The following is a 21,729-nucleotide window of genomic DNA, read 5'->3' as shown; positions in this document are numbered from 1 at the left end:
ATGAGTGCCGAAGTGGTTCCCATGCTCGGTCTGCTGGGCAGTGTCGAACTGCCCGGGGTGGCCGAGTCGGTCGGTACGGCCCGGCGATATGTCAGGGGCGTGCTGAAGAACTCAGGTCAGCGGGATATGTACGACGCGGAGCTCCTGGTCAGCGAACTGGTCTCGAACGCGGTAAGACATTCGAAGTCGGGGTGCGCCGGTGGGCTGGTGACGGTTGTGGTGGCGAACTGCGGCGAGACCATTCAGATAGCGGTGGCCGACAGCGGGTCCGCCACCTGTGCCCCTAAGGTGCCGACCGAATCGGACGAGGACGCCGAGGGGGGCCGCGGTCTCTGGCTGATCCGCGAACTGGCCCTGTCGTGGGGCTGGCACGGGGGTACGGCGGGCCGGATCGTCTGGTTCCGGCTGGCGCGGTGATGATCGGCCGACCCCGGAGAGATGGCCATCTTGACCGTCCGGTACGGCAGGCAGTGGCTCATCTCCGAGGCGGCCGGAGGCGGCTACTGCGCGGTCCGCCGCGGTCTGTCCGAGGAGAATGGCCTGCCCAACGCGATGCGCGCGACCACCCTCGGCGAAATGGCCCGCCGCCTGGCAGTCGAAAGGAAGCGCGAGAATCGACCGGCGGGGCACTGACTCACGGGCTCGTACTTTTCTCTTCGGCCGAGGACGGAATGCCCTTGTACTGGGACTGCAAGGGTCCCATGTTCTGCTCGTACTGCTATAGCGGCAGCTCCGTCGTCACGAAAACTTTTCACTCATGGGCCGCCTCACTCCGCCCGGAAGGCGACGCTCTGCTGCGGCAACCCGGGCTCAGCCTGGACTGGATTTCCAAGGCGGTGAGTGCGGGAAAAATCTATGGCTACATAGAAACTGCGGAGCAGAGATCGGAGCGATTGCGATGTTAAAGAGGGATCTGCTTTCTCCCGTCCTTGACGCATCGGACTTCGCGGTCCAACGGTCTCCTCTGCGCCTGGATACCCAGAGAGCAGGGAGCCCTCCACTGTCATCCCGTATGGCGCGCTGCCGATGAACGGTCCTGAGCCCTCCACCACTCCTGTGCGACGCCATTCCTTCAACGGTGAGCGACCAGGCGCGGCCCAAGCCCCTACGCCACACGCGCGGACGTGCCCTTTCAAGATCTAAAATCAGTGGCCGGTGGGGGAGCGGGAAGGCTAGGTTCCGGTGGTGACGGCTGCCCCCGAATCGGCAGAGGTTTCTCCCCGCGGCACATGGTTCATCAGGACCGGTGTCGTCTCGGTCCCGCTGTGGCGGCCGGACGTGAATCCCCTCGGTGAGCCCCCGGTAGGCGGCGTCGGTCGTAAGAGGCGGTAGCCGGTTGCCCGCCGTGGCGGGCAATCTACGGATCTGCGGGTGGCCCGGCCGCCTTGAAGTCATCGGAGATGGAGATATCTTGTCGATTCACATTGATCCGCTGGCCGATACCAGTCCGGGTGCGTCCAGCCGTCGCCTGGTGTGGCTGGCCTCTGACGGCGATGGAGTCCCGGTGGGATCGGCGTTTCTGCGCCTGTTCACCCGTGAGGGCCAGGACCACCTGGCCGAACTGGAGCTGAACGTGCATCCCGCGGAGCGGCGCAAGGGCGTCGGCTCCGAGTTGCTGGCGCGGACGGTGGCGGGCGCCGAGCGGGAAGGGCGGCGCTGTGTGCTCGCCCAGGTTCGGGCCGGTACGCCGGGTGACCGGTTCCTGGCGGCCAGGGGGTTCAGGAAGGTGCTCGCCCTGACGTACACCAGGCTGGTGCCGGCCCAGGCAGGCGTGGACACGGTCGCCGACCGGCCGCACGCCGGGTATCGGCTGTGTTCTTGGGACGGGACGGTGCCGGACGACCTGGCCGACACCTTCGCCGCCTCCCGCCGGGCCATGGACGACATGCCGATGGACGACGCCGACTACGGTGTCGTGGTCTGGGACGTCGAGCGGGTCAGGGCGGCCGCCCAGGCCATCGAGGACCGCGGCGAGTCGCTTCACACGGTCGTCGCCATCGACGAGTCCGACGGCTCGATCGCCGGGTTCACCGAGTTGGTCGTCCCCGGCGACGGCAAGGGGGACGGCCAGCACTACGGTACGGGAGTCCTGCCAGAACACCGCGGACGCGGCCTGGCCAGGTGGATGAAGGCCGAGATGATCCGGCAGGTCCGTGAACGCTATCCGGACCTGGGCGGGCTACTGGCGGACACGGCCGACAGCAACACCCACATGCGGGCCGTCAACGACTCGCTCGGCTACCGGCCCACCCACAAAACCTTCCAGTACCAGCTGGACCTGTGAGGTTCCCGGTGGTGGCCGGGCGTCCCGCCGCCACCACCGGGAACGGCTCAGCCGACGACGCGGAACCGGATGCTCGTCGCGTGCGGCACCTCGGTCAGCTCGACGCGTTCGAGCTTGACGTTGGTCCCGCCCGGGTGGTCGAACAGCCGGACGCCGTCGCCCAGCATGACGGGCACGACGAACACGAGGATCTCGTCGAGCACACCCGCCTCAAGGCACTGCCGGGCGGTGTTGGCGCCGAGGATGTTGACGTACCTGTGTGGTTGACCCGTTCTGAGACGGCGGATCGCGCGAGAACTCATCGGTGTTCGGGAAACAGCGTCGTGGGCAGGGCGAACGCCGGGAACAGGCCGGGGTCGTGGAAGGCGGTGGCCTCCACGATCCGGTCGTCCTCGATCCGCATCACGGAGATCCCGAAGGCGCTGTAGGCGGGCTCGCCGGGGCGCCGTACGTAGGCCGCCAGGGCCGGCTGCCGGTTGGCCCGGGTGGGCACCATCCGGAACCGGCCCACGTAGTCGGGTGAGCCGGTGTCCCAGCTCGCCGCCAGCGCCGTCATGACCGCGTCGCGCCCCCGGAACCACATGGGCCACGGCGGCATCGCCGTCCGTACGTCCTCGGCCAGCAGGTCGGCGACCGCGGCGAGGTCGGCGCGTTCCATCGCGTCCATGTAGCGCCGCAGCACCGCCCGTTCCCGCTCGGTGGGCTCGGCCGACGGCGCCCAGTCCAGGCGGTGTTCCGGCAGGTGCTCCTTCAGCGTCGTCCTGGCTCGCTGCAACGCGCTGTTCACCGAGGCCACGCTGCCCTCCAGCAGCGTCGCGGTCTGCTTGGCGGGCCAGCCGAGCACGTCGCGCAGGATCAGCACCGCCCGTTGCCGGGGCGGCAGGTGCTGGATCGCGGCCAGGAACGCCAGCTCGACCGTCTCCCTGGTGACAGCCACGAAATCCGGCTCGGTATCGCTCGGCGCGACCGGCTCCCACAACCGGTCAGGGAACGGCTGCATCCACGCGATGTCGGTACGGGGCGGCAGCGAGACGCTCGGATCCGACGGCCCGGACAGGTACTGGGGGAGCACCCGGTGCGCCCGGCCGTCGAGGACGTCGAGGCACGCGTTCGTCGCGATCCGGTACAGCCATGCCCGGAACGTCGAGCGCCCCTCGAAACCGCCGAGGCTCTTCCACGCGCGCAGGAACGTCTCCTGCACCAGGTCCTCCGCCTCGTCGAACGAGCCCAGCATCCGGTAGCAGTGCACCCGCAGCTCACCCCGGTGACGCTCGACGAGCGCCGCGAACGCGGGCTCGTCGCCCGCCCGCGCGGCGTCCACCACCGCGTCGCCGTCACCCGTGCCCATCAGCAGCCCCTCGCCCCTACCCCGGCCGCCGGCCGAAGTCTGGCAGAAACCCTACGACAGACTCGCCCTGCACCTGGAACTCGGCGGTGAGGGTCGACTGATCCTGTCGGGCCTGCCGAACGTCTCGCCCCGCTGACCCGTGCCGAGCTCCTGTTCGCCTTCGGAACAGCGATTCCGCAGGTGGATGACGAAGGATTTCGCGTTCCGAGTCCTCCGCCGCGCGTCTTCACGTCGTCCTGCGAAACCGGGGCCGTGCTTGAGGTCGCCCTGGTTTCGGTACCTCTCGGACGGTCTGGCGATAGGGTGCACACGTGCGTTGATCTTCCGGGCGGCGGCCAGGCGCCGCCGCGGACGGCGTGGGCGACCCCGGCAGACGGGGCCGCCCCGGCAGGCATACCCGCCACCATCCCACCGGAGATCACGCGATGCCCGCTCAGCGGCCCCTCACCTACCACGCGTTCGTCGAACTCGCCGCCGCCGACCCCGCCGTCGTCGGCCTCGTCCTCAAGGGCTCCCACGCCCACGACGACATGACCACCGACCACTCCGACCACGACCTGTACGTGGTTCTCGCCGACAGCGCGACTACGGACCTCACCCGGTTCACCGGCCACCGCACTCCCGAGCTCGACCTCGTCATCATTTCCCTCGCCGAGTTCCGCGCGGCCGGAATGCCAGGCTTCGAGCGCTACGCCCTCGCCCGCGCCCGGGTCGTGCTCGACCGGCTCGACGGAGGCATCGCCCGGATCCTGGCCGCCAAGGCACGGCTCGATGCCGATGAGGCGTTCCGGGGCTCCGGTGAATGGCTCGACGCCTATGCCAACTCCCTCTACCGCTCCGTCAAGAACGACCGTGACGGACACGCGCTCGCCGCCCGTCTCGACGCCGCCGACAGCATCCGATTCTTGCTGGAGCTGCTCTTCGCGCTCGACCGTCGCCCATGTCCCTACAACAGGTACCTGGAATGGGAGCTCGCCCGATACCCGCTGCCCGGCTGGGACACCGAAATGCTGCTGGACGCCGCGGACCACATCTTGGGAACGGGCGACGTGCCCCTGCAGCGGCGCCTCTTCGCCCAGGTCGAGTCGGCGGCCCGCCGCGCCGGGCACGGCGCGGTGCTGGACGCATGGGGTGAGGACCTCGACCTGATGCGACCGCGATAGGGCATGCCGCGAACGGCCCCCGCGGTGCCGCTCGCGCCTCTGGATGCGGCTTGCCTGTCCCAGAGGATCGAAAGCGGGCTGCCAGGCCGGCGTACGAGTCGTGGTGCGAGGTGGTTCCCGTCTCCCGGTGGCCGGACAGGCCGCGGCCCGGCCACCGGGTGGTGGTGGCCGGGCCGGGACCGTGACGCGAAAAGGTCAGAACCAGCCGCGCTTCTGGGCCATGGCCTGGAGGCCGGCGCGCAGCGACTGCTCCACCTGGCCCGGGTGGTCGTTGTAGTGGACGGTGAAGCGGCTGTAGGTGTCGTGGCTGGAGGACAGGAAGCCGCCGCGCTTGTCGGCCTCCAGGATGACGTCCATCGCCTGGGGGCCGGCGATGAAGGTCAGCTCAAGCTCGTTGAAGTGGCGGTGGTACTCACCGCCCGCGTAGTACTCGATCTCCTGGAAGAACGGCATCCGCGAGCCGTGCAGGGTGCCCCGCTCCAGGTCGGCCTTCTTGAAGCGGAAGCCCATCCGGTCCAGCGCGCTGAGCAGGTGGTCCTGGGCGGGCAGCGGGTTGACGAACAGCGGGTCGAGGTCGCCCTTGTCGAGCGCGCCGGCCAGGGCCAGCTCGGTGGAGACGCCGAGCTGCATGCCGCGCAGCGGGTGGCCGCCGATGGCGCTGATCGGGGTCTCCCAGGGGACCTGGATCTGGAAGGGGGCCGACTGCGGGGCGCCCGCGGCCAGGTGGAACGGTCCGGTGATCTGCTGGCGCAGGAAGCTGTAGGTCGACTTGTACTCGTTGTCACCGCTCTCGACCTCGACCACGGCGGTGAAGTCGATGAAGATGCCCTCGACCTTGTAGTCGGAGCCGCCGCCGCGGAAGTTGACCTGCCCGCGCAGGACCTCGCCGGGCCGCACGTGCGAGTTCTGCAGGACCGTGTCGACCTCGACACCCGCCCCGAACGCGGCCATCAGCTTGCGGAACACCATCTTGACTCCAGGTTTTCTCAGGGGATTTGGTTCGGAGGGGCGACCTGGCCGTTGCCGCCGCCCAACTGGGGCAGGAGCTGGGCCAGAAGCAGGGTGGACAGCGCGGAGGTGTCGCCGGAGGCGCCGGTGGTGCGGACGACGACGGGACGAGGTGCGCTCTCCGCGAGTTTGGCGCCCACGTCGAGCCTGCGGCGGGCCAGCTCGTACTGGAGCACGGCGCGGTTGTCGCGGTAGGAGTCGGCCAGCCTGCGCAGCCCCTTCGCCTCGTTCTCGGCGGAGGTGAGCTCGGCCCGGCCCTTGGCCTCGATCTCCCAGCGCACCCGCTGTGCCTCGGTCTCGTGCTCCTCCAGCATGCGGGCGACGTCCTTACGCGCTGTGTTGGCGGCGGCTCGTACCTCGACGATACGCGCGTCCCGCGTCTTCTTGGAGCGTTCGATCTCCATCAGCAGGGTGTCGATCCTGCGCTTGCGGGTGAGCTCCCACTCGCGCTCGAAGGCCGACAGCTCCTTGGCGACCTTCTCCCGGGTGGCCAGGTGCTGCTGGTACTGGTCGGGCAGCTGCACGTCGGGGATGTTGGCGCCGGTGATCCGCACGCCGTATCGGCCGAGCTGGCGGGTGAGGAGTTCCTGCATGTCGCCGACGTCGGAGCCGCGCAGGTCGTAGGCGCGCTCGGTCCGCACCAGGCGGCTGCGCTGGCGGATGGCGTCCTGTACGGCGCTGCTGAGCACCAGGTCGAAGTTGCCGGCGCCGATCGTACGGACGAAGGCCACCGGGTCGACGATGCGGAACTTCAGGAAGAACTCGATCGACTTGAGCGGGACGTTCTCCGCGGTCGGGCAGGCCACGATCGGCGCGGAGTAGGGGATCTCGGTGGAGGTGTCCACCACCGCGTCCACCCGGTCCCACGGCAGCCACAGGTAGTGACGGCCGGGAGGCAGCGTGCCGACGATGGCGCCCCACCGGCTGCGCACGCCGGTGGTGCCCTCCTCGATCTCGATGATCGCCCGGCGCCAGAGCCAGATCAGCGCCACCACCAGGAAGAACACCGCGCCGACCGCGGCCAGCAGGGAGAACACCCCGTCGGCGAGCGCGGCCGTACCCGCCAGGTAGAGGGCGAAGAACAGCAGTGTCACCCAGGCGAAGCCGCGCCGGTCCTTGGGGATCACCACCGGGACCAGCTGGCCCGACTCGCCGCCGCGCAGCAGCTGGCGGATCTCCGACCAGGAGGCCAGGGATTCCTTGATCTTGGAGAATTCTCCGTTGCTCACTGGGTCCTCACCGCTCCTCGTTCGCCTCGTGGTCCGTTCCGGTGCACGTCAGTCCTCATCTCGTACGGGAGCGGCGACGTCGGCGGGCGGGTTGAGCAGGGCGGCGATCTCCGCCCCGCGCTCCTCGACGCGGCCGCCGATCTCGGCCATCCGCGCCCTGATCGCGGCCATGTCCGCCTCGGAGAACAGCTGCGCCTCGCGGCTGCCGACCAGCTGCCTGGCCAGCGCGAGCAGGTCGAGATCGACGTCCTCGCCGACCTGCACCAGGCGCGGCAGGTGCGAGGCGACGGACTCCAGCTTGTCGAGCAGGTCCTGCTGGAACCGGTAGTCGAGGATCTCCGGCGCCTCGGCGGCGCTCAGCGCGCGGATGTCCAGCGCCTGGGCCTCCAGTAGCGCCGCGTTGGCCTTGGCGGTGGACTCCGCCTCCACCAGCCGCTGGCCCGCCTGGGCCTTCGCCTGGTGCGAGGCGCGCTCCAGCGCGGTGTCCATCCGGGCCTGGTACCCGGCGATCTCGGCGTGGATGGCCGACAGCTGCTCCTGCAGGCCGGCCAGCTCCTTGATCAGGTCGCCCTCGTTCTGCTCCTTGCGGAGCTGGAGCTCGTACTCGTAGGTGTACGCCTCCTTGGCGACCCTGATCATCTCGGGGGCGGCCAGGTCCATCCGGTACTCCTGGCTGGACGGCTCGGCGTGCGTGATGTTGACGTCGGTGAGCCGCACGGCGGGCAGGAACTGCTGGTTGAGGTTGTCCAGCATGCCCATCGTGCTCTCGCCGACCAGGTCGTAGATCTCCTCGGCGCGCTGGGAGTAGATCAGCGAGCGGGTGACCTCGCTGATGGCGTTCTGCAGCTTGGCCTGGAAGCCGCTGACCGAGCCGAGCACGAAGATGAACTCGGCCGGGTCCTCGATCCGGAACTGCAGGAACAAATCGACGCTGGCCTTGACGCCCTGCTGGGTGGGAGCCTCGCGGATGGGCGCGTTGAAGGGGTACTCGCGGGTGGTGTTGACGATGTAGCTGACCCGCTTCCACGGGTTGAACAGCGTCACCCGGCCCGGCTCGGCGATCTGCACGAGCTTGCCGAACTTGGTGATCAGGGCCTTGCAGCCCTCGGGCACCATGACCACGCTCCTGCGCCACCACAGGAACACCGCGGCCAGCACCAGCACGGCCCAGTAGTGCGGGCCGAACAGCACCCGCGCCCCGTCCGGGAGGCCGGTGGCGACCAGCCCGACCAGGCCGAGGCCGGCCAGCACCACCAGCGGGATGATCACCTTGGCGGCGCCGCTCTTGGGGATGACCACGGGGGAGATGACGTGGACGGGCTCGCCGTGCTGGCCGTTGCCGCTGAAGCTCCGGTTGACGATCTCGCCCGCCTCGTTGAGCGGCGCGCTGCGGGCCTCGATGACCGTGCCCAGGGAGGCGCCCTGGTCACGGGCGGCGGCGAAGTCGGAGGGGTTGAGCGCGAAGCCCTCGCTCCCGGAGCCCCCGGGACTCCCGGTGGCCCCGGCGGCCTGCCCGGTCACCTGCCCGGCGAACTGTCCGACGGCCTGCCCGACCACCTGGCGCATGTCGCCGCCCTGCCCTATCGTCTGGGCCGCGGCCCTCGCGTACTGCATGGCTTCTCTTGGCCGGGACATCACACCTCCGAGGTAGTCATATGTCGAAAGCTCGATATATCACGCTTTGTAAGCGCAGGCACGCCGGCCAGTAAAGAGGACCCCGCTTGCGGTTCACTTGCTTTGCGGTTAAGCCGGTCGCCCCGGCGGGAGACCGTACGGAGAAGGATTGTCGGTCACGCCGCCTACAGTGGAACAGGTGAGGCCGGTAACAGATTTGCAGCGCAAGGTGGCCCCCTTCGAGGTCGTCACCGACATGACCCCTTCGGGCGACCAGCCCACCGCGATCGCCGAGCTCGAACGGCGCGTCAAGGCGGGTGACAAGGACAACGTCCTGCTGGGCGCCACGGGTACGGGCAAGACCGCCACGGTCGCCTGGCTGATCGAGCGCCTCCAGCGGCCCACCCTGGTCATCCAGCCCAACAAGACGCTCGCCGCGCAGTTCGCCAACGAGCTGCGCGAGATGATGCCCAACAACGCGGTCGAGTACTTCGTCTCCTACTACGACTACTACCAGCCCGAGGCATACGTCCCGCAGAGCGACACCTACATCGAGAAGGACTCCTCGATCAACGAGGAGGTCGAGCGGCTGCGCCACTCGGCGACCAACTCGCTGCTGACCCGCCGCGACACGATCGTGGTCGCCTCGGTCTCGTGCATCTACGGCCTGGGCACCCCGCAGGAGTACGTCGACCGCATGGTCAGGCTCAAGGTCGGCCAGGAGATCGAGCGCGACAGCCTGCTCCGCCGCCTCGTCGACATGCAGTACACCCGCAACGACATGGCCTTCACCCGGGGCACCTTCCGGGTGCGCGGCGACACCGTCGAGATCATTCCCAAGTACGAGGAGCTCGCCGTCCGCATCGAGATGTTCGGTGACGAGATCGAGAAGCTCTCGACCATGCATCCGCTGACCGGCGAGGTGATCACCGAGGACACCGAGCTCTACATCTTCCCGGCCTCCCACTACGTCGCGGGCGCCGAGCGGATGGAGAGCGCGGTCCGGGGCATCGAGGCCGAGCTGGCCGGGACGCTGGAGACCATGGAGCGCCAGGGCAAGCTCCTTGAGGCCCAGCGGCTGCGCATGCGCACCACCTACGACCTGGAGATGATGCGCCAGATCGGCACCTGCTCCGGCATCGAGAACTACTCGCGCCACATGGACGGCCGCGAGCCGGGCAGCGCGCCCAACACCCTGCTCGACTACTTCCCCGAGGACTTCCTGCTGGTCCTGGACGAGTCCCACCAGACCGTCCCGCAGATCGGCGCGATGTACGAGGGGGACGCCTCCCGCAAGCGCACGCTCGTCGACCACGGCTTCCGCCTGCCGTCCGCGATGGACAACCGCCCGCTGAGGTGGGAGGAGTTCCTGGAGCGGATCGGCCAGACGGTCTACCTGTCGGCCACCCCGGGCCCCTATGAGCTGGGCCGCTCCAAGGGCGACGTGGTCGAGCAGGTCATCCGGCCGACCGGCCTGATCGACCCCGAGGTGATCGTCAAGCCGACCAAGTCGCAGATCGACGACCTGATCCACGAGATCCGCACCCGCACCGAGAAGGACGAGCGGGTCCTGGTCACCACGCTGACCAAGAAGATGTCCGAGGACCTCACCGACTACCTGCTGGAGCTCGGCATCCGGGTCCGCTACCTGCACAGCGAGGTCGACACCCTGCGCCGCATCGAGCTCCTGCGCGAGCTGCGGATGGGCGAGTTCGACGTGCTGGTCGGCATCAACCTGCTCCGTGAGGGCCTCGACCTGCCCGAGGTGTCGCTGGTGGCCATCCTCGACGCCGACAAGGAGGGCTTTCTCCGTTCGGAGACCTCCCTGATCCAGACCATCGGCCGCGCGGCCAGAAACGTCTCCGGCCAGGTGCACATGTACGCCGACCGGATCACCCCCTCCATGGAGCGGGCGATCGACGAGACCAACCGCCGCCGGGCCAAGCAGACCGCCTACAACGAGGCCAACGGCATCGACCCGCAGCCGCTCCGCAAGAAGATCGCCGACATCCTCGACTCGCTCAACCGGGAGGACGCCGACACCGCCCAGCTCCTCGGCGGCAGCGGTCGCCAGCAGTCGCGCGGCAAGGCACCCGTCCCCGGTTTCGCGGTCAAGCAGGCGGGCCAGCACGCCAGGGCGATCGCCGGAGAGATGCCCAGGGCCCAGCTGGAGGCGCTGATGGAGTCGCTCACCGAGCAGATGCACCAGGCCGCCGCCGACCTGCAGTTCGAGGTCGCCGCCCGGCTCCGCGACGAGATCAAGGAGCTCAAGCGGGAGGTCCGCGACATGCGCGAGGCCGGCGTGTCCTGACACAGGCGTGAACGTGTCCCTCGTCTTCGGAAGCCACCGGTGGCTCACCGCGAGGACGACCCGGGCCAGGAGAACGAGGGGAGACGGGCGGCCGAGGCGGTGTGAAGCCGGTGTGAAAACGGCTCGCCCATCGGCGATGCGGCCGGATACGGTCGCGGGATGCGACGATGTGTCGGCTGCGGCTGCTGGGAGTACGGCGGGGCGCCCGGCTGTGACCGGTGCGCGGCGCTGGTCGACCGGATCGTCGAGGACGGCTGGCGGGTGTTCCTCCGGGACCGGTTCGGTGTGGCCGAGCTGCCCGCCGAGGAGGAGCCGGCGATCGCCGAGATGGTCGCCGACGAGCCCGACCGGCACGACTGGCGGGTCGTCGACGGCGCCCTCGACCGGCTGACCTGCTCCGGCTGCGGGGCCCCGCTGGGCAGGGGGCCACGGGGCTGCCCGCCGTGCGACCTCGCCGACGGCTTCCGCTACTCGGCGATCGAGACCGACCGTCCGAACGTCCCACCCGGCAACGAGCACGCGATCAGGGTCGGCGTCTCGGTGATCCGCGCGGGCCACCGGCAGTCACCACGCGCCCTGCTCGGCTGGCGCCTCGGCCTGCCCGCGCTGCTCGACGGCTTCCTCCCCACCACCGAGGCCCAGGCCCTGCGCGCCCGCATCAACACCGGCGCCACCTACGACGACCTCGCCGGTCTCTACGCCGACTTCACGAAGCCGGTCAGTGGTGGAGGTCGTCCGGGAGGGAGCGGTTGATCGTGGTGCGTTTGTAGAGCTCGTCGATCTGGTCCAGCGGGTCGGGGGCCCGGCGGCGGGCCTCGATCTCCAGGTCGGTGCGGTCCTGGATCTGGTCGATGCCCCCGGCCGAGTGCGCCATCTGGTCGTTGCGCAGGTCGGCCCTGATCCGGGCGCAGGACGTGGTCAGCTTGGCGTGGTGCTCGCGCAGGCGGCCCAGCGCCGTGTGATCGATGTAGGGCGAGACCCGCCGCTCCTGGGCGTAGTGGGCGAGCTGGGCGTCGAGCTGCTCGGCGTGCGCCGCTATCTCCCCCACCAGCTGAGGCAGATCGCCCAGTCCCCAGCCGTCGCGCAGCGCGTGGTCCACCGCCTGACGGGTCAGGGAGATCTCGCGCCGCAGGTCAAGACGCATCCGCTCGGTCTCCGCGGCGTCACCGGTGCCCATCGCGGCCATGTGGGAGGCGACCCGGGTAGAGACGCTCTTGGCCTTCTTCGTGGCCTTCTTGCCGACCTTGACCAGCAGATAGATCCCGACTGCTCCCAGGAGAAGGAAGAACAGCAGGATCACCAGCAGGATCATGAGGAATTCGCCGATCGGAACCACCTCCCCACGGGGGTTGTACGAGATGTTTAGAGCATAGTCCGCGAACGCGGCCTCATTGCAGGCTCGGGTCGGCCACCCGGCTCCGCCTCCGTCGCCGTATTCTGCGGGTCGCCCACCAGGCGAGCAGTGCCAGCCCCGCCACCACCAGGATGACCAGGACGGGCAGGAAGATCGCCACCAGGCTGATGCCCAGTGCCCCGGCGTCCTCGACGGTGCTGACCACGGGCGCGCCCACCCCGGCCGTGGTGGCGTTCACCACGGGCCTGGCGGTCGTCTTCATGATGTGCACGGCCAGCGCGATCCCGATGCCCAGCACCCAGCTGAGCCAGGGGTTGTGGCTCATCCAGGTCGAGCCGTCCAGCCGGGCCGCGGCCTCGGTGGCGCTGAAGACGACGCCGCCGGAGGCCGGGCGGACGACGGTCTGGATCATGTCGTTGACGCTGTCGACCACCGGGACCTTGTCGAACACGAACTCCGCCAGGAGCAGCACGCCGATGATCCCGAGCACCCAGCCGTTGGAGAGCCAGGCGAACTCCTGCGGCAGCCGTATCTGGTCTGTGAAGTTGGCGAGCAGGCCGACCACCAGCAGCGGGATGTAGGCGTTGAGCCCGGCCGCGGTGGAGAGCCCAAGGCCCGTCAGTGCCGCGAGCATCGCACCTCCGTTGTCCTCTCTTCTGCTTCCTCCAACGTTTCACGGTGGCTGATCGATCCCGCTCGGTTCCCTCTCCCGGTATCGCTCCGGTCTCGGTGGCCGCTCCGGTGAGCCGGGGAGGGTCCCGGGTGACCAGGGGATACCGAAAGGGTCCATCGGGCGTCACCGAGGCCGAGGAATCCGTCGAAACCGGGACGCGCTGAAACAGCTGAAACAGAGGAGCCCGAGAAGAGGGAGAGCAGGGGAGACTGGGGGAGCCGGTCAGGTGCCGGTGAGGCGGTCGAGGCGCTCGACGGCGGCGGCGAACTCCTCGATCATGTCGTGGACCACCCGGCGGGCCGGTCTGATCTGGTTCATCTGCCCGACGACCTGCCCGACGAAGTAGGTGGCGAGCTCCGCGGCGCCGGGGGAGCCGCTCTCGGCGGCCCTGCCGATCCTGGCCATCGCGCCCTCGGCGAGGAGCATCTGCAGCGGCATCGGCAGCGCGCCTGGACTCTCCGGGGCCCCGTCCCACTCGTCGGTCCAGGCGGATCTCAGCTGCCGGGCGGGCTTGCCGGTCCGCGACCGGGACCGCACGGTGTCGGAGGAGGTGGCGGCCAGCATCTTCTGCTTGACCAGGGGCAGGGTCTCGGCCTCCTCGGTGGTCAGCCAGACCGAACCGCACCACACCCCCTCGGCGCCCAGCGCGAGCGCGGCGGCCATCTGGCGGCCTCCCGCGATGCCGCCGGCCGCCAGCACCGGGACGTCCACCGCGTCCACGACCTGGGGGACGAGCACCATCGTGGAGATCTCGCCGGTGTGGCCGCCCGCCTCGGAGCCCTGGGCCACGATCACGTCGGCTCCGGCGGCGACCTGGCGGCGGGCGTGCTCGACGGTACCGACCAGCGCCGCGACCGGCACCCCGGCCTGCCTGGCCTTGGCCGTCATCTCCGGCGGGGGCGGGCCGAGCGCGCTGGCGATGAGGCCGATCGGGTGCTTGAGCGCCACGTCGATCAGCCCGGTGGCGCCCTCACTGGTCACCCGGCGCCCCATCTCGTCGGCGCGGCCGGCCATCGCGCCGCTGAGCGTCTCAGCCCCGCCCACCCCGTACTTGCCGAGCAGGTGTGCCACGAAGTCCCGGTGCCGCTGGGGGATGTGGTCGGTGAGGCGGATGCTCCGGTCGCCGGCCGAGGCGTCGATCCTGCCGGGCACGAGCACGTCCACCCCGTACGGGCGGCCGCCGACGCGCTCGTCGATCCAGCTCAGCTCGGTGTCGAGTTGCTCGGGGGAGTAGGCGACGGCGCCGAGCACGCCGAACCCGCCCGCGTTGGTCACCGCGGCGACCACGTCGCGGCAGTGGCTGAAGGCGAAGAGCGGGAACTCGACGCCGAATCTCTCACAGATCGCGGTCCGCATGATGTGACCGTAAGTCGCAGAACCTTGTTCGGTCCAGTGTCGTGACCGGGCGTGGAACCGGGTGGTCGCGATCCCCGTGGCGGAGGGGAGCGTCAGGCGGTGTGGACGGGGTCGGCGGGGGGAGGCGGCACGGCCGGTCCGGCCAGGGTGCCGGGCGACTCTGCGGTCTCGCCCCCCGGGCCGCCAGAGGTCCCCGGGCCGCCGGAGGTCTCCGGGCCGGGGGCCTCCGCGCCGCCGAGGTGAGGTGGCAGCCAGCCTTCGCCGGGGACGTAGTGGCGTACCACCTTGGCGGGGATGCCCGCGATCACGCTGTGGTCGGGGAACTCTCCGCGCACCACGGCCCCGCCCGCCACCACGCACTGCCTGCCGATCCGGGTGCCCGGCAGGATGATCGCGCCGGTGCCCAGCCACGATCCCGACCCGATGGAGACGGGGTTGTTGCGCGGCCACTGACGGCCGATCGGCATCTCGGGGTCGTCGTAGACGTGGTTCTGGTCGGTGATGTAGACGTACGGGCCGGTGAAGACGTGGTCGCCGATGTCTATCGACTGGTGGCCCACGATGTGGCTGCCCCGGCCGATGGAGCAGCTTCCGCCGATCCGTACGATCGAGTTCGGGCCCAGGTCCACCCCGGGGCCCATGCCCGCGGAGATGGAGACCCGCTCGCCGATCAGGGCGTGGTCGCCGATCTCGATCCAGGCCTCGCCGAAGATGGCCCCGACCGGGAACGACAGGCAGGCGCCCTCGCCGAGGCGCCGGAACCGGTATCCGGCAGGGCTGGCGGGGCTGACGGCGCCGGCCGCGCGGACCGCCGCCCAGAGTCGGTGGATCAGGCTGCCCACAGCACGCCGTACCACCCCACGAAGTGACATAACGGATCAAGTTACTGCTTGGTTAGGTTTGGTAGGAATGCGGGTGGGGGTTGTTCGGGCACTTCGCCGGTGCCGTTTGATATTCTGAGAGCCCGTGGACCTGTAGGCCATTCACAAGGGTGTGCCGACTGATCTTCAACGACCACGGGAGCCTTCTTGCGCAGCGCCGCACACACCAAGCATCTGTTCGTCACAGGCGGCGTCGCCTCCAGTCTGGGTAAGGGACTGACGGCGTCAAGCCTCGGGCGTCTTCTCAAGCTGCGCGGCCTGCGGGTCACCATGCAGAAGCTCGACCCCTATCTCAATGTCGACCCCGGCACCATGAATCCGTTCCAGCACGGTGAGGTCTTCGTCACAGACGACGGCGCCGAGACCGACCTCGACGTCGGCCACTACGAGCGGTTCCTCGACACCGAACTGCACGGCTCGGCCAACGTGACCACCGGTCAGGTCTACTCCAACGTCATCGCCAAGGAGCGACGCGGCGAGTATCTCGGCGACACCGTGCAGGTCATCCCGCACATCACCAACGAGATCAAGGACCGTATCCGGTCGATGGCCGGTCCCGACGTGGACGTGGTCATCACCGAGGTCGGCGGCACCGTGGGCGACATCGAGTCGCTGCCCTTCCTGGAGGCCGTCCGCCAGGTCCGCCACGAGGTCGGCCGCGACAACGTGTTCTTCCTGCACGTCTCGCTGCTGCCGTACATCGGGCCGAGCGGAGAGCTGAAGACCAAGCCGACCCAGCACTCGGTCGCCGCGCTGCGCAGCATCGGCATCCAGCCCGACGCGATCGTCCTGCGCTCCGACCGCCCGGTCACGAACGCGATCAAGCGCAAGATCAGCCTCATGTGCGACGTCGACGAGGACGCGGTCGTCTCCGCCGCCGACGCCGCCAGCATCTACGACATCCCCAAGGTGCTGCACGCGGAAGGCCTGGACGCCTACGTGGTGCGCCGCCTCGGCCTGCCCTTCAGGGACGTCGACTGGAAGGAGTGGGAGCAGCTCCTGCGCCGGGTGCACCGCCCGGCCAACGAGGTCACGATCGCGCTCGTCGGCAAGTACATCGACCTGCCCGACGCCTACCTGTCGGTCACCGAGGCGCTGCGCGCGGGCGGTTTCGCCAACGACGCCCGCGTCAACATCCGCTGGGTGAAGAGCGACGACTGCGAGACCCCCGAGGGCGCGGCCCGCGAGCTCGACGGCGTCGACGGCGTCCTGGTCCCGGGCGGCTTCGGGGTGCGCGGCATCGAGGGCAAGGTCGGCGCGATCCGGCACGTCAGGGAGAACAAGATCCCGCTGCTCGGCATCTGCCTGGGCATGCAGTGCATGGTCATCGAGGCGGCCCGCAACCTCGCGGACATCGAGGACGCCGGCAGCACCGAGTTCGACGCGGAGACCACCCACCCGGTCGTCTCCACCATGGCCGACCAGCAGGACGTCGTCTCCGGCGAGCGCGACATGGGCGGCACCATGCGGCTGGGCCTCTACCCGGCCAGGCTCGGTGAGGGCACCCTCGCCCGCCAGCTGTACGGCATGGCGAAGGTCGACGAGCGCCACCGCCACCGCTACGAGGTCAACAACTCCTACCGCGAGCAGCTGGAGAAGGTCGGCATGGTCTTCTCGGGCCTCTCACCGGACGGCCGCCTGGTGGAGTACGCCGAGCTGCCCACCGATCTCCACCCCTTCTTCATCGGCACCCAGGCGCACCCGGAGTTCCGCTCCCGGCCGACCCGCGCGCATCCACTGTTCAAGGGCCTGATCGGCGCCGCCCTGACGTACGCGGAAACCCGTGGCACCGTCGCCAAGGCCGGGCGGGGCAAGTGAGCGACACGCGAGGAGGGCGGAGCGAGGACGTCCTGGAGGTCCTGGACGTTCCCGAGGAGTGGAAGGTCACCTCCTCCACCGAGCACTTCCGCGCCCGGGTCATCACCGCCGTCACCGACGCGGTGGTCATGCCGGAGGGCGATGTCGTCAACCGTGACTACGTGGTCCACCCCGGCTCCGTGGCCGTCGTCGCCCTCGACGACCGGGAGCGGGTCCTGATGATCCGCCAGTACCGCCACCCCGTCAGGCGGCTGCTGTGGGAACTGCCCGCGGGGCTGCGCGACGTCCACGGAGAGTCCCTGCAGGCGGGGGCGGCCCGCGAGCTCGCCGAGGAGGCGGGCTACCGGGCGGGCACCTGGCACACCCTCGTCGACGCCTTCATCTCGCCGGGAATGACCGATGAGCGCACCCGGATCTTCCTCGCCAGGGACGTCGTTCCCATTCCCGAGGGGGAGCTGGACTTCGTCCACCGGCACGAGGAGGCCGACATGCCGGTGGTCTGGATTCCCCTGTCCGACGCGGTTCGGCGTGCCATGGCGGGAATGATCCACAATTCCCAAGCCGTGGCCGGTATTCTCGCCGCATACGCCGCTTCGGCGGATGGATTCGCCTCGCTGCGGCCCGCCGACGCACCGGAGGCATGACAGGAGGACACCCTGAGCGAGACGGAGGCCGTCCTCTTGCGCTACCTCGCCCACCTGGCGGGGGAGCGGGGCCTGGCAGCCAACACACTGGCCTCCTACCGCCGTGACCTCCTGCGATACGTGGAGCACCTCAAGCACCGCGGCCGCGTCACTTTCGCCGAGGTCGCCGAGGGCGACGTCGCCGCCTTCGTGGCGGCACTCAGGGAGGGCGACGGGGAGCATCAGGCCCTCGTCGCCGCCTCGGCGGCGCGGGCCGTCTCCGCGGTGCGCGGGCTGCACCGCTTCGCGCTGAGCCAGGGCCTCTGCCGCCATGACCCCGCCCGCGAGGTGCGCCCGCCGCGCCAGCTCAGGCGGCTGCCCAGGGCGATCAGCGTCCGCGACGTGGAGCGACTGATCGCCGCCTCCGGGCCCGACGGCGCCCCTCTCACCCTGCGCAACCGGGCACTGCTCGAACTGCTGTACGGCACCGGCGCGCGTATCTCCGAGGCCGTCGGGCTCACCGTCGACGACGTCGAGTTGGGGGCGGAGGCCCAGCGGGTGCGGCTGCGGGGTAAGGGCGGGCGCACCCGGCTGGTGCCCCTGGGCGACTTCGCGGGGGAGGCGCTGGGCGCCTACCTCACCCGTGCCCGCCCCTGCATCGCCTCCCACGGCCGCGGCACCTCGGGGCTCTTTCTCAACGCCAGGGGCGGCCGGCTCACCCGGCAGGGGGCCTGGGAGGTCCTCCAGGGCGCTGCCGAGCGCGGCGGGCTCGAAGGAGTGTCGCCACATATGTTGCGACATTCGTTCGCAACCCACCTCCTTGACGGCGGTGTGGACGTTAAGGTGGTTCAGGAACTACTCGGCCACGCCTCGGTGACCACCACCCAGGTGTACACGCAGGTCACGGTCGACAGGCTCCGGGAGGTCTATGCCGTGGCGCATCCGCGCACGCGGGATTGACCTTCCTTATGTCCGGGCGTGCCGCCTTGCCGCATACGTGTTGACGCCATAGTGTCCGTCCGGACGGTCCGGTTAGAGGCCGTCAGGGAGGTTCGACTGGTGACTGTGACCACCGACGGTTCTATCCGGGGAGCGGCCCCGGCAAACCCCGAGAATCCCTGGGGCGACACCAAGACCGCCGGGACCCCTCGCAGTGGGGGAGTCCTCGGCCCGACCGGGCGTCCCCGCCCTGTTTTCCCCGACCCGCCCCCTCGCACCGTGCACGGACCGGCGAGGGTCGTCGCCATGGTCAACCAGAAGGGCGGCGTCGGCAAGACGACCACCACGATCAACCTGGGTGCCGCGCTGGCGGAGGCCGGGCTCAAGGTTCTGCTGGTCGACTTCGACCCGCAGGGCGCCCTCTCGGTCGGCCTCGGGATCAACCCCCTCCAGCTCGACCTGACGGTCTACAACCTCCTCATGGAGCGGCAGATCACGGCCAGGGACGTGCTGCTGGAGACCGGCGTCGAGGGCATGGACCTGCTGCCCAGCAACATCGACCTGTCGGCCGCCGAGGTCCAGCTCGTCACGGAGGTCGCCCGCGAGCAGGTGCTCGGCCGGGTCATCAAGCCCCTCCTGCCCGAGTACGACGTCTGCCTGATCGACTGCCAGCCCTCCCTGGGACTGCTCACGATCAACGCGCTGGCCTGCGCGCACGGCGTCATGGTGCCGCTGGAGTGCGAGTTCTTCGCGCTGCGCGGTGTCGCGCTGCTCATGGACACCATCATCAAGGTCCAGGAGCGCATCAACGACGAGCTGGTCATCGAGGGCCTGCTCGCCACCATGTACGACGCGCGCACCCTGCACGGCCGCGAGGTGCTGGCCCGGGTCGTCGAGGCGTTCGACGACAAGGTCTACCACACAGTGATCAACCGGACGGTTCGCTTCCCCGACGCGACCGTGGCCGGTGAGCCCATCACCAGCTTCGACTCCTCCTCGCTCGGCGCCAGCGCGTACCGCGAGCTCGCCAGGGAAGTTCTTGCCAGGTGGGCCGCGCTGGAGCGATGATCCCACCTGCCGGTACGGGACAATGGAGGGATGACCGAGCAGCCGAAGACCGCCGATGACACCTTCAAGGTGCATCTGGAGGTCTTCGAAGGCCCTTTCGACCTCCTGCTCGGTCTGATCTCCAAGCACAAGCTGGACATCACCGAGGTCTCGCTCAGCCAGGTCACCGACGAGTTCATCTCCTATATCCGGGCCAGGGGCCCGGAGTGGGACCTGGACCAGACGAGCCATTTCCTGCTCGTCGCGGCGACCCTGCTCGACCTCAAGGCGGCCAGGCTGTTGCCCGCCGGCGAGGTGGACGACGAGGAGGACCTGGCCCTTCTGGAGGCCCGCGACCTGCTCTTCGCCCGCCTCCTGCAGTACCGGGCCTACAAGGAGGTCGTCAAGGTCTTCTCCGCCAGGATGGCCGAGGAGGCGCTGCGCTTCCCGCGTACCGTGCCGATGGAGGCCGAGTTCGCGGGCCTGCTGCCCGAGCTGATCCTCGGCATCGGCCCCGACCGCCTCGCTGAGATCGCCCGGCGGGCCTTCGCCCCCAAGGTGCCCCCGTCGGTTTCCGTGGCCCACATCTACCAACCACTCGCCAATGTCCGCGATCAGGCGGTTATCCTTGTCGAGCGGCTGCGGCGGTTACGCCGGGCGACCTTCCGGGCACTCACCTCCGACTGCGCCGGCACCTTCGAGATCGTCGCCCGTTTCCTGGCGGTCCTGGAGCTCTACCGGGAGGCGGCCGTCTCCTTCGAGCAGATCGAGCCTCTCGGGGAGTTGCACGTGACCTGGACCGGCAGTGACGACGGTGACGTCGCCGTGGCCGACGACTACGACGAGACCCCGAAGAGAGAACCCGCCGATGACTGACGTGGCATCCGAGCCTGATCTGAGCGCCGGTCCTGACCTGCGCGCCGGGCTGGAGGCCATCCTGCTGGTGGTCGACGAGCCCGTCGCCGAGGTGACCCTCGCCCAGGTGCTGGAGCGGCCCGTCCACGAGGTCGGCAGGGTGCTCCGGGAACTATCGGCGGAATACACCGAAGCCGGGCGGGGTTTCGACCTGAGAGAGGTCGCAGGCGGCTGGCGTTTCTACACGCGGGCCGAGTGCGCCTCACTCGTGGAGCGGTTCGTCCGCGACGGCCAGCAGACGCGTCTGACCCAGGCCGCGCTGGAGACCCTGGCCGTGGTCGCCTACCGGCAGCCGGTGAGCCGGGCCCGGGTGGCGGCCATCCGCGGTGTCAACAGCGACGGCGTCATGCGCACGCTGGTGACGAGGGGGCTGGTCGAGGAGGCCGGCACCGAACCGGAGAGCCAAGCCGTGCTCTACCGGACAAGTTCGTATTTTCTCGAGAGGATAGGCCTGCGGGGGCTCGACGAGCTTCCAGAACTGGCGCCTTTCCTGCCCGACGACATGGAATCCCTAGAGGAGCAGAAGCAGTGAACAACAGCCGTAGTACCCCGTCCGGTGATGGACGCGGTCAAGGCCGTGGCGGAGCCCCGCGCGGTGGCAATCCCCGTGGGGGCTCGCAGTCCGGTGGATTCCGGGGCGGTTCCTCCCGGGGCGGATCCTCGTCAGGCGGCTCCCGTGGTGGTTCGCAGGGTGGTTTCCGTGCGGACGGTCCGCGTCGGGATGATCGTGGTGGTTTCCGCGCCGAGCGTGATGGTTCGCGCAGCTCGTCCGGCAGGTCCTCGGGTGGTTTCCGGTCCGACGGCCCGCGTCGTGACGACCGTGGTGGTTCGCAGGGTGGTTTCCGTGCGGACGGTCCGCGCCGGGATGATCGCGGTGGTTCGCAGGGCGGTTTCCGCGCCGATGGCCCGCGCCGTGACGACCGTGGCGGTTTCCGCGCCGATGGTCCGCGTCGCGATGATCGTGGTGGTTTCCGTGCCGAGCGTGACGGCTCGCGCGGTTCGTACGGGAGCAGGCCTTCGGGGGGTTCGCAGGGCGGTTACCGTGCGGACGGTCCGCGCCGTGACGACCGTGGTGGTTTCCGTGCCGAGCGTGACGGCTCGCGCGGTTCGTACGGGAGCAGGCCTTCGGGGGGTTCGCAGGGCGGTTACCGTGCGGACGGTCCGCG

General features: G+C 69.6%; 22 protein-coding genes. 12 read left to right on the top strand and 10 right to left on the bottom strand.

Annotated elements, in window-relative coordinates; all coding sequences use genetic code 11:
- The 3 genes from ACWD3H_RS13465 (at position 1) to ACWD3H_RS13455 (ending at position 2,284) form a co-directional block, all read left to right on the top strand.
- A complete protein-coding gene (locus ACWD3H_RS13465) occupies positions 1-417 on the top strand; it encodes an ATP-binding protein (RefSeq protein WP_451955144.1) in 417 nt (138 codons plus the stop codon).
- Between the two features lie 21 nt (positions 418-438).
- Positions 439-633, top strand: a complete 195-nt coding sequence (locus tag ACWD3H_RS13460) for a hypothetical protein (protein WP_451955143.1) — start codon at positions 439-441, stop codon at positions 631-633.
- Positions 634-1,345: 712 nt separating this feature from the next.
- On the top strand, positions 1,346-2,284 hold the full coding sequence (locus ACWD3H_RS13455) for an N-acetyltransferase family protein (RefSeq protein WP_451955142.1): 939 nt from the start codon (positions 1,346-1,348) through the stop codon (positions 2,282-2,284).
- A 47-nt stretch (positions 2,285-2,331) separates the two neighbouring features.
- Here the strand turns inward: ACWD3H_RS13455 and ACWD3H_RS13450 are convergent, their stop codons facing one another.
- Entirely contained in the window at positions 2,332-2,586 is a 255-nt protein-coding gene (locus ACWD3H_RS13450) for a dihydrofolate reductase family protein (RefSeq protein ID WP_451955141.1), read from the bottom strand.
- Positions 2,583-3,632, bottom strand: coding sequence for a sigma-70 family RNA polymerase sigma factor (locus tag ACWD3H_RS13445; protein ID WP_451955140.1), 1,050 nt, complete (start codon positions 3,630-3,632; stop codon positions 2,583-2,585). Before ACWD3H_RS13445 ends, ACWD3H_RS13450 begins: the two co-directional genes overlap by 4 nt.
- Positions 3,633-4,057: 425 nt before the next feature.
- On the opposite strand from ACWD3H_RS13445, the gene ACWD3H_RS13440 reads away from it, so the two are divergent.
- On the top strand, positions 4,058-4,795 hold the full coding sequence (locus tag ACWD3H_RS13440; protein ID WP_451955139.1) for a hypothetical protein: 738 nt from the start codon (positions 4,058-4,060) through the stop codon (positions 4,793-4,795).
- 195 nt (positions 4,796-4,990) lie between these two features.
- On the opposite strand, the gene ACWD3H_RS13435 is transcribed toward ACWD3H_RS13440, so the two are convergent.
- Genes ACWD3H_RS13435 through ACWD3H_RS13425 form a run of 3 tightly spaced genes read right to left on the bottom strand, consistent with a single transcriptional unit; the run spans position 4,991 to position 8,646 of the window.
- Complete coding sequence (locus ACWD3H_RS13435; RefSeq protein ID WP_451955138.1) at positions 4,991-5,764, bottom strand: sporulation protein; 774 nt, start codon at positions 5,762-5,764, stop codon at positions 4,991-4,993.
- A 17-nt stretch (positions 5,765-5,781) separates the two neighbouring features.
- Positions 5,782-7,032 carry an SPFH domain-containing protein gene (locus ACWD3H_RS13430; protein WP_355549394.1) on the bottom strand — a complete coding sequence of 417 codons (1,251 nt, stop codon included), beginning with the start codon at positions 7,030-7,032 and terminating at the stop codon, positions 5,782-5,784.
- 48 nt (positions 7,033-7,080) lie between these two features.
- A complete protein-coding gene (locus ACWD3H_RS13425; protein WP_355549392.1) occupies positions 7,081-8,646 on the bottom strand; it encodes an SPFH domain-containing protein in 1,566 nt (521 codons plus the stop codon).
- 199 nt (positions 8,647-8,845) lie between these two features.
- On the opposite strand from ACWD3H_RS13425, the gene uvrB reads away from it, so the two are divergent.
- A complete protein-coding gene (uvrB, locus tag ACWD3H_RS13420; protein ID WP_355549389.1) occupies positions 8,846-10,957 on the top strand; it encodes an excinuclease ABC subunit UvrB in 2,112 nt (703 codons plus the stop codon).
- Between the two features lie 159 nt (positions 10,958-11,116).
- The gene (locus ACWD3H_RS13415; RefSeq protein WP_451955137.1) at positions 11,117-11,710 is read left to right on the top strand and encodes a hypothetical protein; all 594 of its coding nucleotides are present in this window, start codon (positions 11,117-11,119) and stop codon (positions 11,708-11,710) included.
- On the opposite strand, the gene ACWD3H_RS13410 is transcribed toward ACWD3H_RS13415, so the two are convergent.
- From ACWD3H_RS13410 to ACWD3H_RS13395, 4 genes are all read right to left on the bottom strand, one after another.
- Positions 11,676-12,293, bottom strand: coding sequence for a hypothetical protein (locus ACWD3H_RS13410; protein ID WP_451955136.1), 618 nt, complete (start codon positions 12,291-12,293; stop codon positions 11,676-11,678). The two genes, ACWD3H_RS13415 and ACWD3H_RS13410, sit on opposite strands and share 35 nt — an antisense overlap.
- A 52-nt stretch (positions 12,294-12,345) precedes the next feature.
- A complete protein-coding gene (locus ACWD3H_RS13405) occupies positions 12,346-12,945 on the bottom strand; it encodes a DUF4126 domain-containing protein (protein WP_355549383.1) in 600 nt (199 codons plus the stop codon).
- 261 nt (positions 12,946-13,206) lie between these two features.
- Positions 13,207-14,340, bottom strand: coding sequence for an NAD(P)H-dependent flavin oxidoreductase (locus tag ACWD3H_RS13400; RefSeq protein WP_451955135.1), 1,134 nt, complete (start codon positions 14,338-14,340; stop codon positions 13,207-13,209).
- Between the two features lie 92 nt (positions 14,341-14,432).
- Positions 14,433-15,212: a DapH/DapD/GlmU-related protein gene (locus tag ACWD3H_RS13395; RefSeq protein ID WP_451955134.1), complete on the bottom strand. Its 780-nt coding sequence runs from the start codon at positions 15,210-15,212 to the stop codon at positions 14,433-14,435.
- A 156-nt stretch (positions 15,213-15,368) separates the two neighbouring features.
- On the opposite strand from ACWD3H_RS13395, the gene ACWD3H_RS13390 reads away from it, so the two are divergent.
- From ACWD3H_RS13390 to scpB, 6 genes are all read left to right on the top strand, one after another.
- Positions 15,369-17,039, top strand: a complete 1,671-nt coding sequence (locus ACWD3H_RS13390) for a CTP synthase (protein ID WP_451955133.1) — start codon at positions 15,369-15,371, stop codon at positions 17,037-17,039.
- The gene (locus ACWD3H_RS13385; protein ID WP_451955132.1) at positions 17,036-17,683 is read left to right on the top strand and encodes an NUDIX domain-containing protein; all 648 of its coding nucleotides are present in this window, start codon (positions 17,036-17,038) and stop codon (positions 17,681-17,683) included. Before ACWD3H_RS13390 ends, ACWD3H_RS13385 begins: the two co-directional genes overlap by 4 nt.
- Positions 17,684-17,695: 12 nt before the next feature.
- Entirely contained in the window at positions 17,696-18,622 is a 927-nt protein-coding gene (locus tag ACWD3H_RS13380) for a tyrosine recombinase (protein WP_451955224.1), read from the top strand.
- A gap of 99 nt (positions 18,623-18,721) precedes the next feature.
- Positions 18,722-19,669: a ParA family protein gene (locus ACWD3H_RS13375; RefSeq protein ID WP_326638505.1), complete on the top strand. Its 948-nt coding sequence runs from the start codon at positions 18,722-18,724 to the stop codon at positions 19,667-19,669.
- A gap of 30 nt (positions 19,670-19,699) precedes the next feature.
- Positions 19,700-20,524 carry a segregation and condensation protein A gene (locus ACWD3H_RS13370; protein ID WP_350964019.1) on the top strand — a complete coding sequence of 275 codons (825 nt, stop codon included), beginning with the start codon at positions 19,700-19,702 and terminating at the stop codon, positions 20,522-20,524.
- The gene (scpB, locus tag ACWD3H_RS13365; protein ID WP_355549373.1) at positions 20,517-21,095 is read left to right on the top strand and encodes an SMC-Scp complex subunit ScpB; all 579 of its coding nucleotides are present in this window, start codon (positions 20,517-20,519) and stop codon (positions 21,093-21,095) included. The genes ACWD3H_RS13370 and scpB overlap by 8 nt, the downstream gene beginning before the upstream one ends.
- Before the next feature lie 131 nt (positions 21,096-21,226).
- On the opposite strand, the gene ACWD3H_RS13360 is transcribed toward scpB, so the two are convergent.
- Positions 21,227-21,729: hypothetical protein (locus tag ACWD3H_RS13360; RefSeq protein ID WP_451955131.1), on the bottom strand; the 503-nt coding region annotated here is incomplete at its 5' end.

The sequence above is a fragment of the Streptosporangium sp. NPDC002607 genome (genome assembly GCF_053592655.1).
Note: the sequence above shows the minus strand (reverse complement) of the source record. Positions and strands in the feature narration are given on the sequence as shown.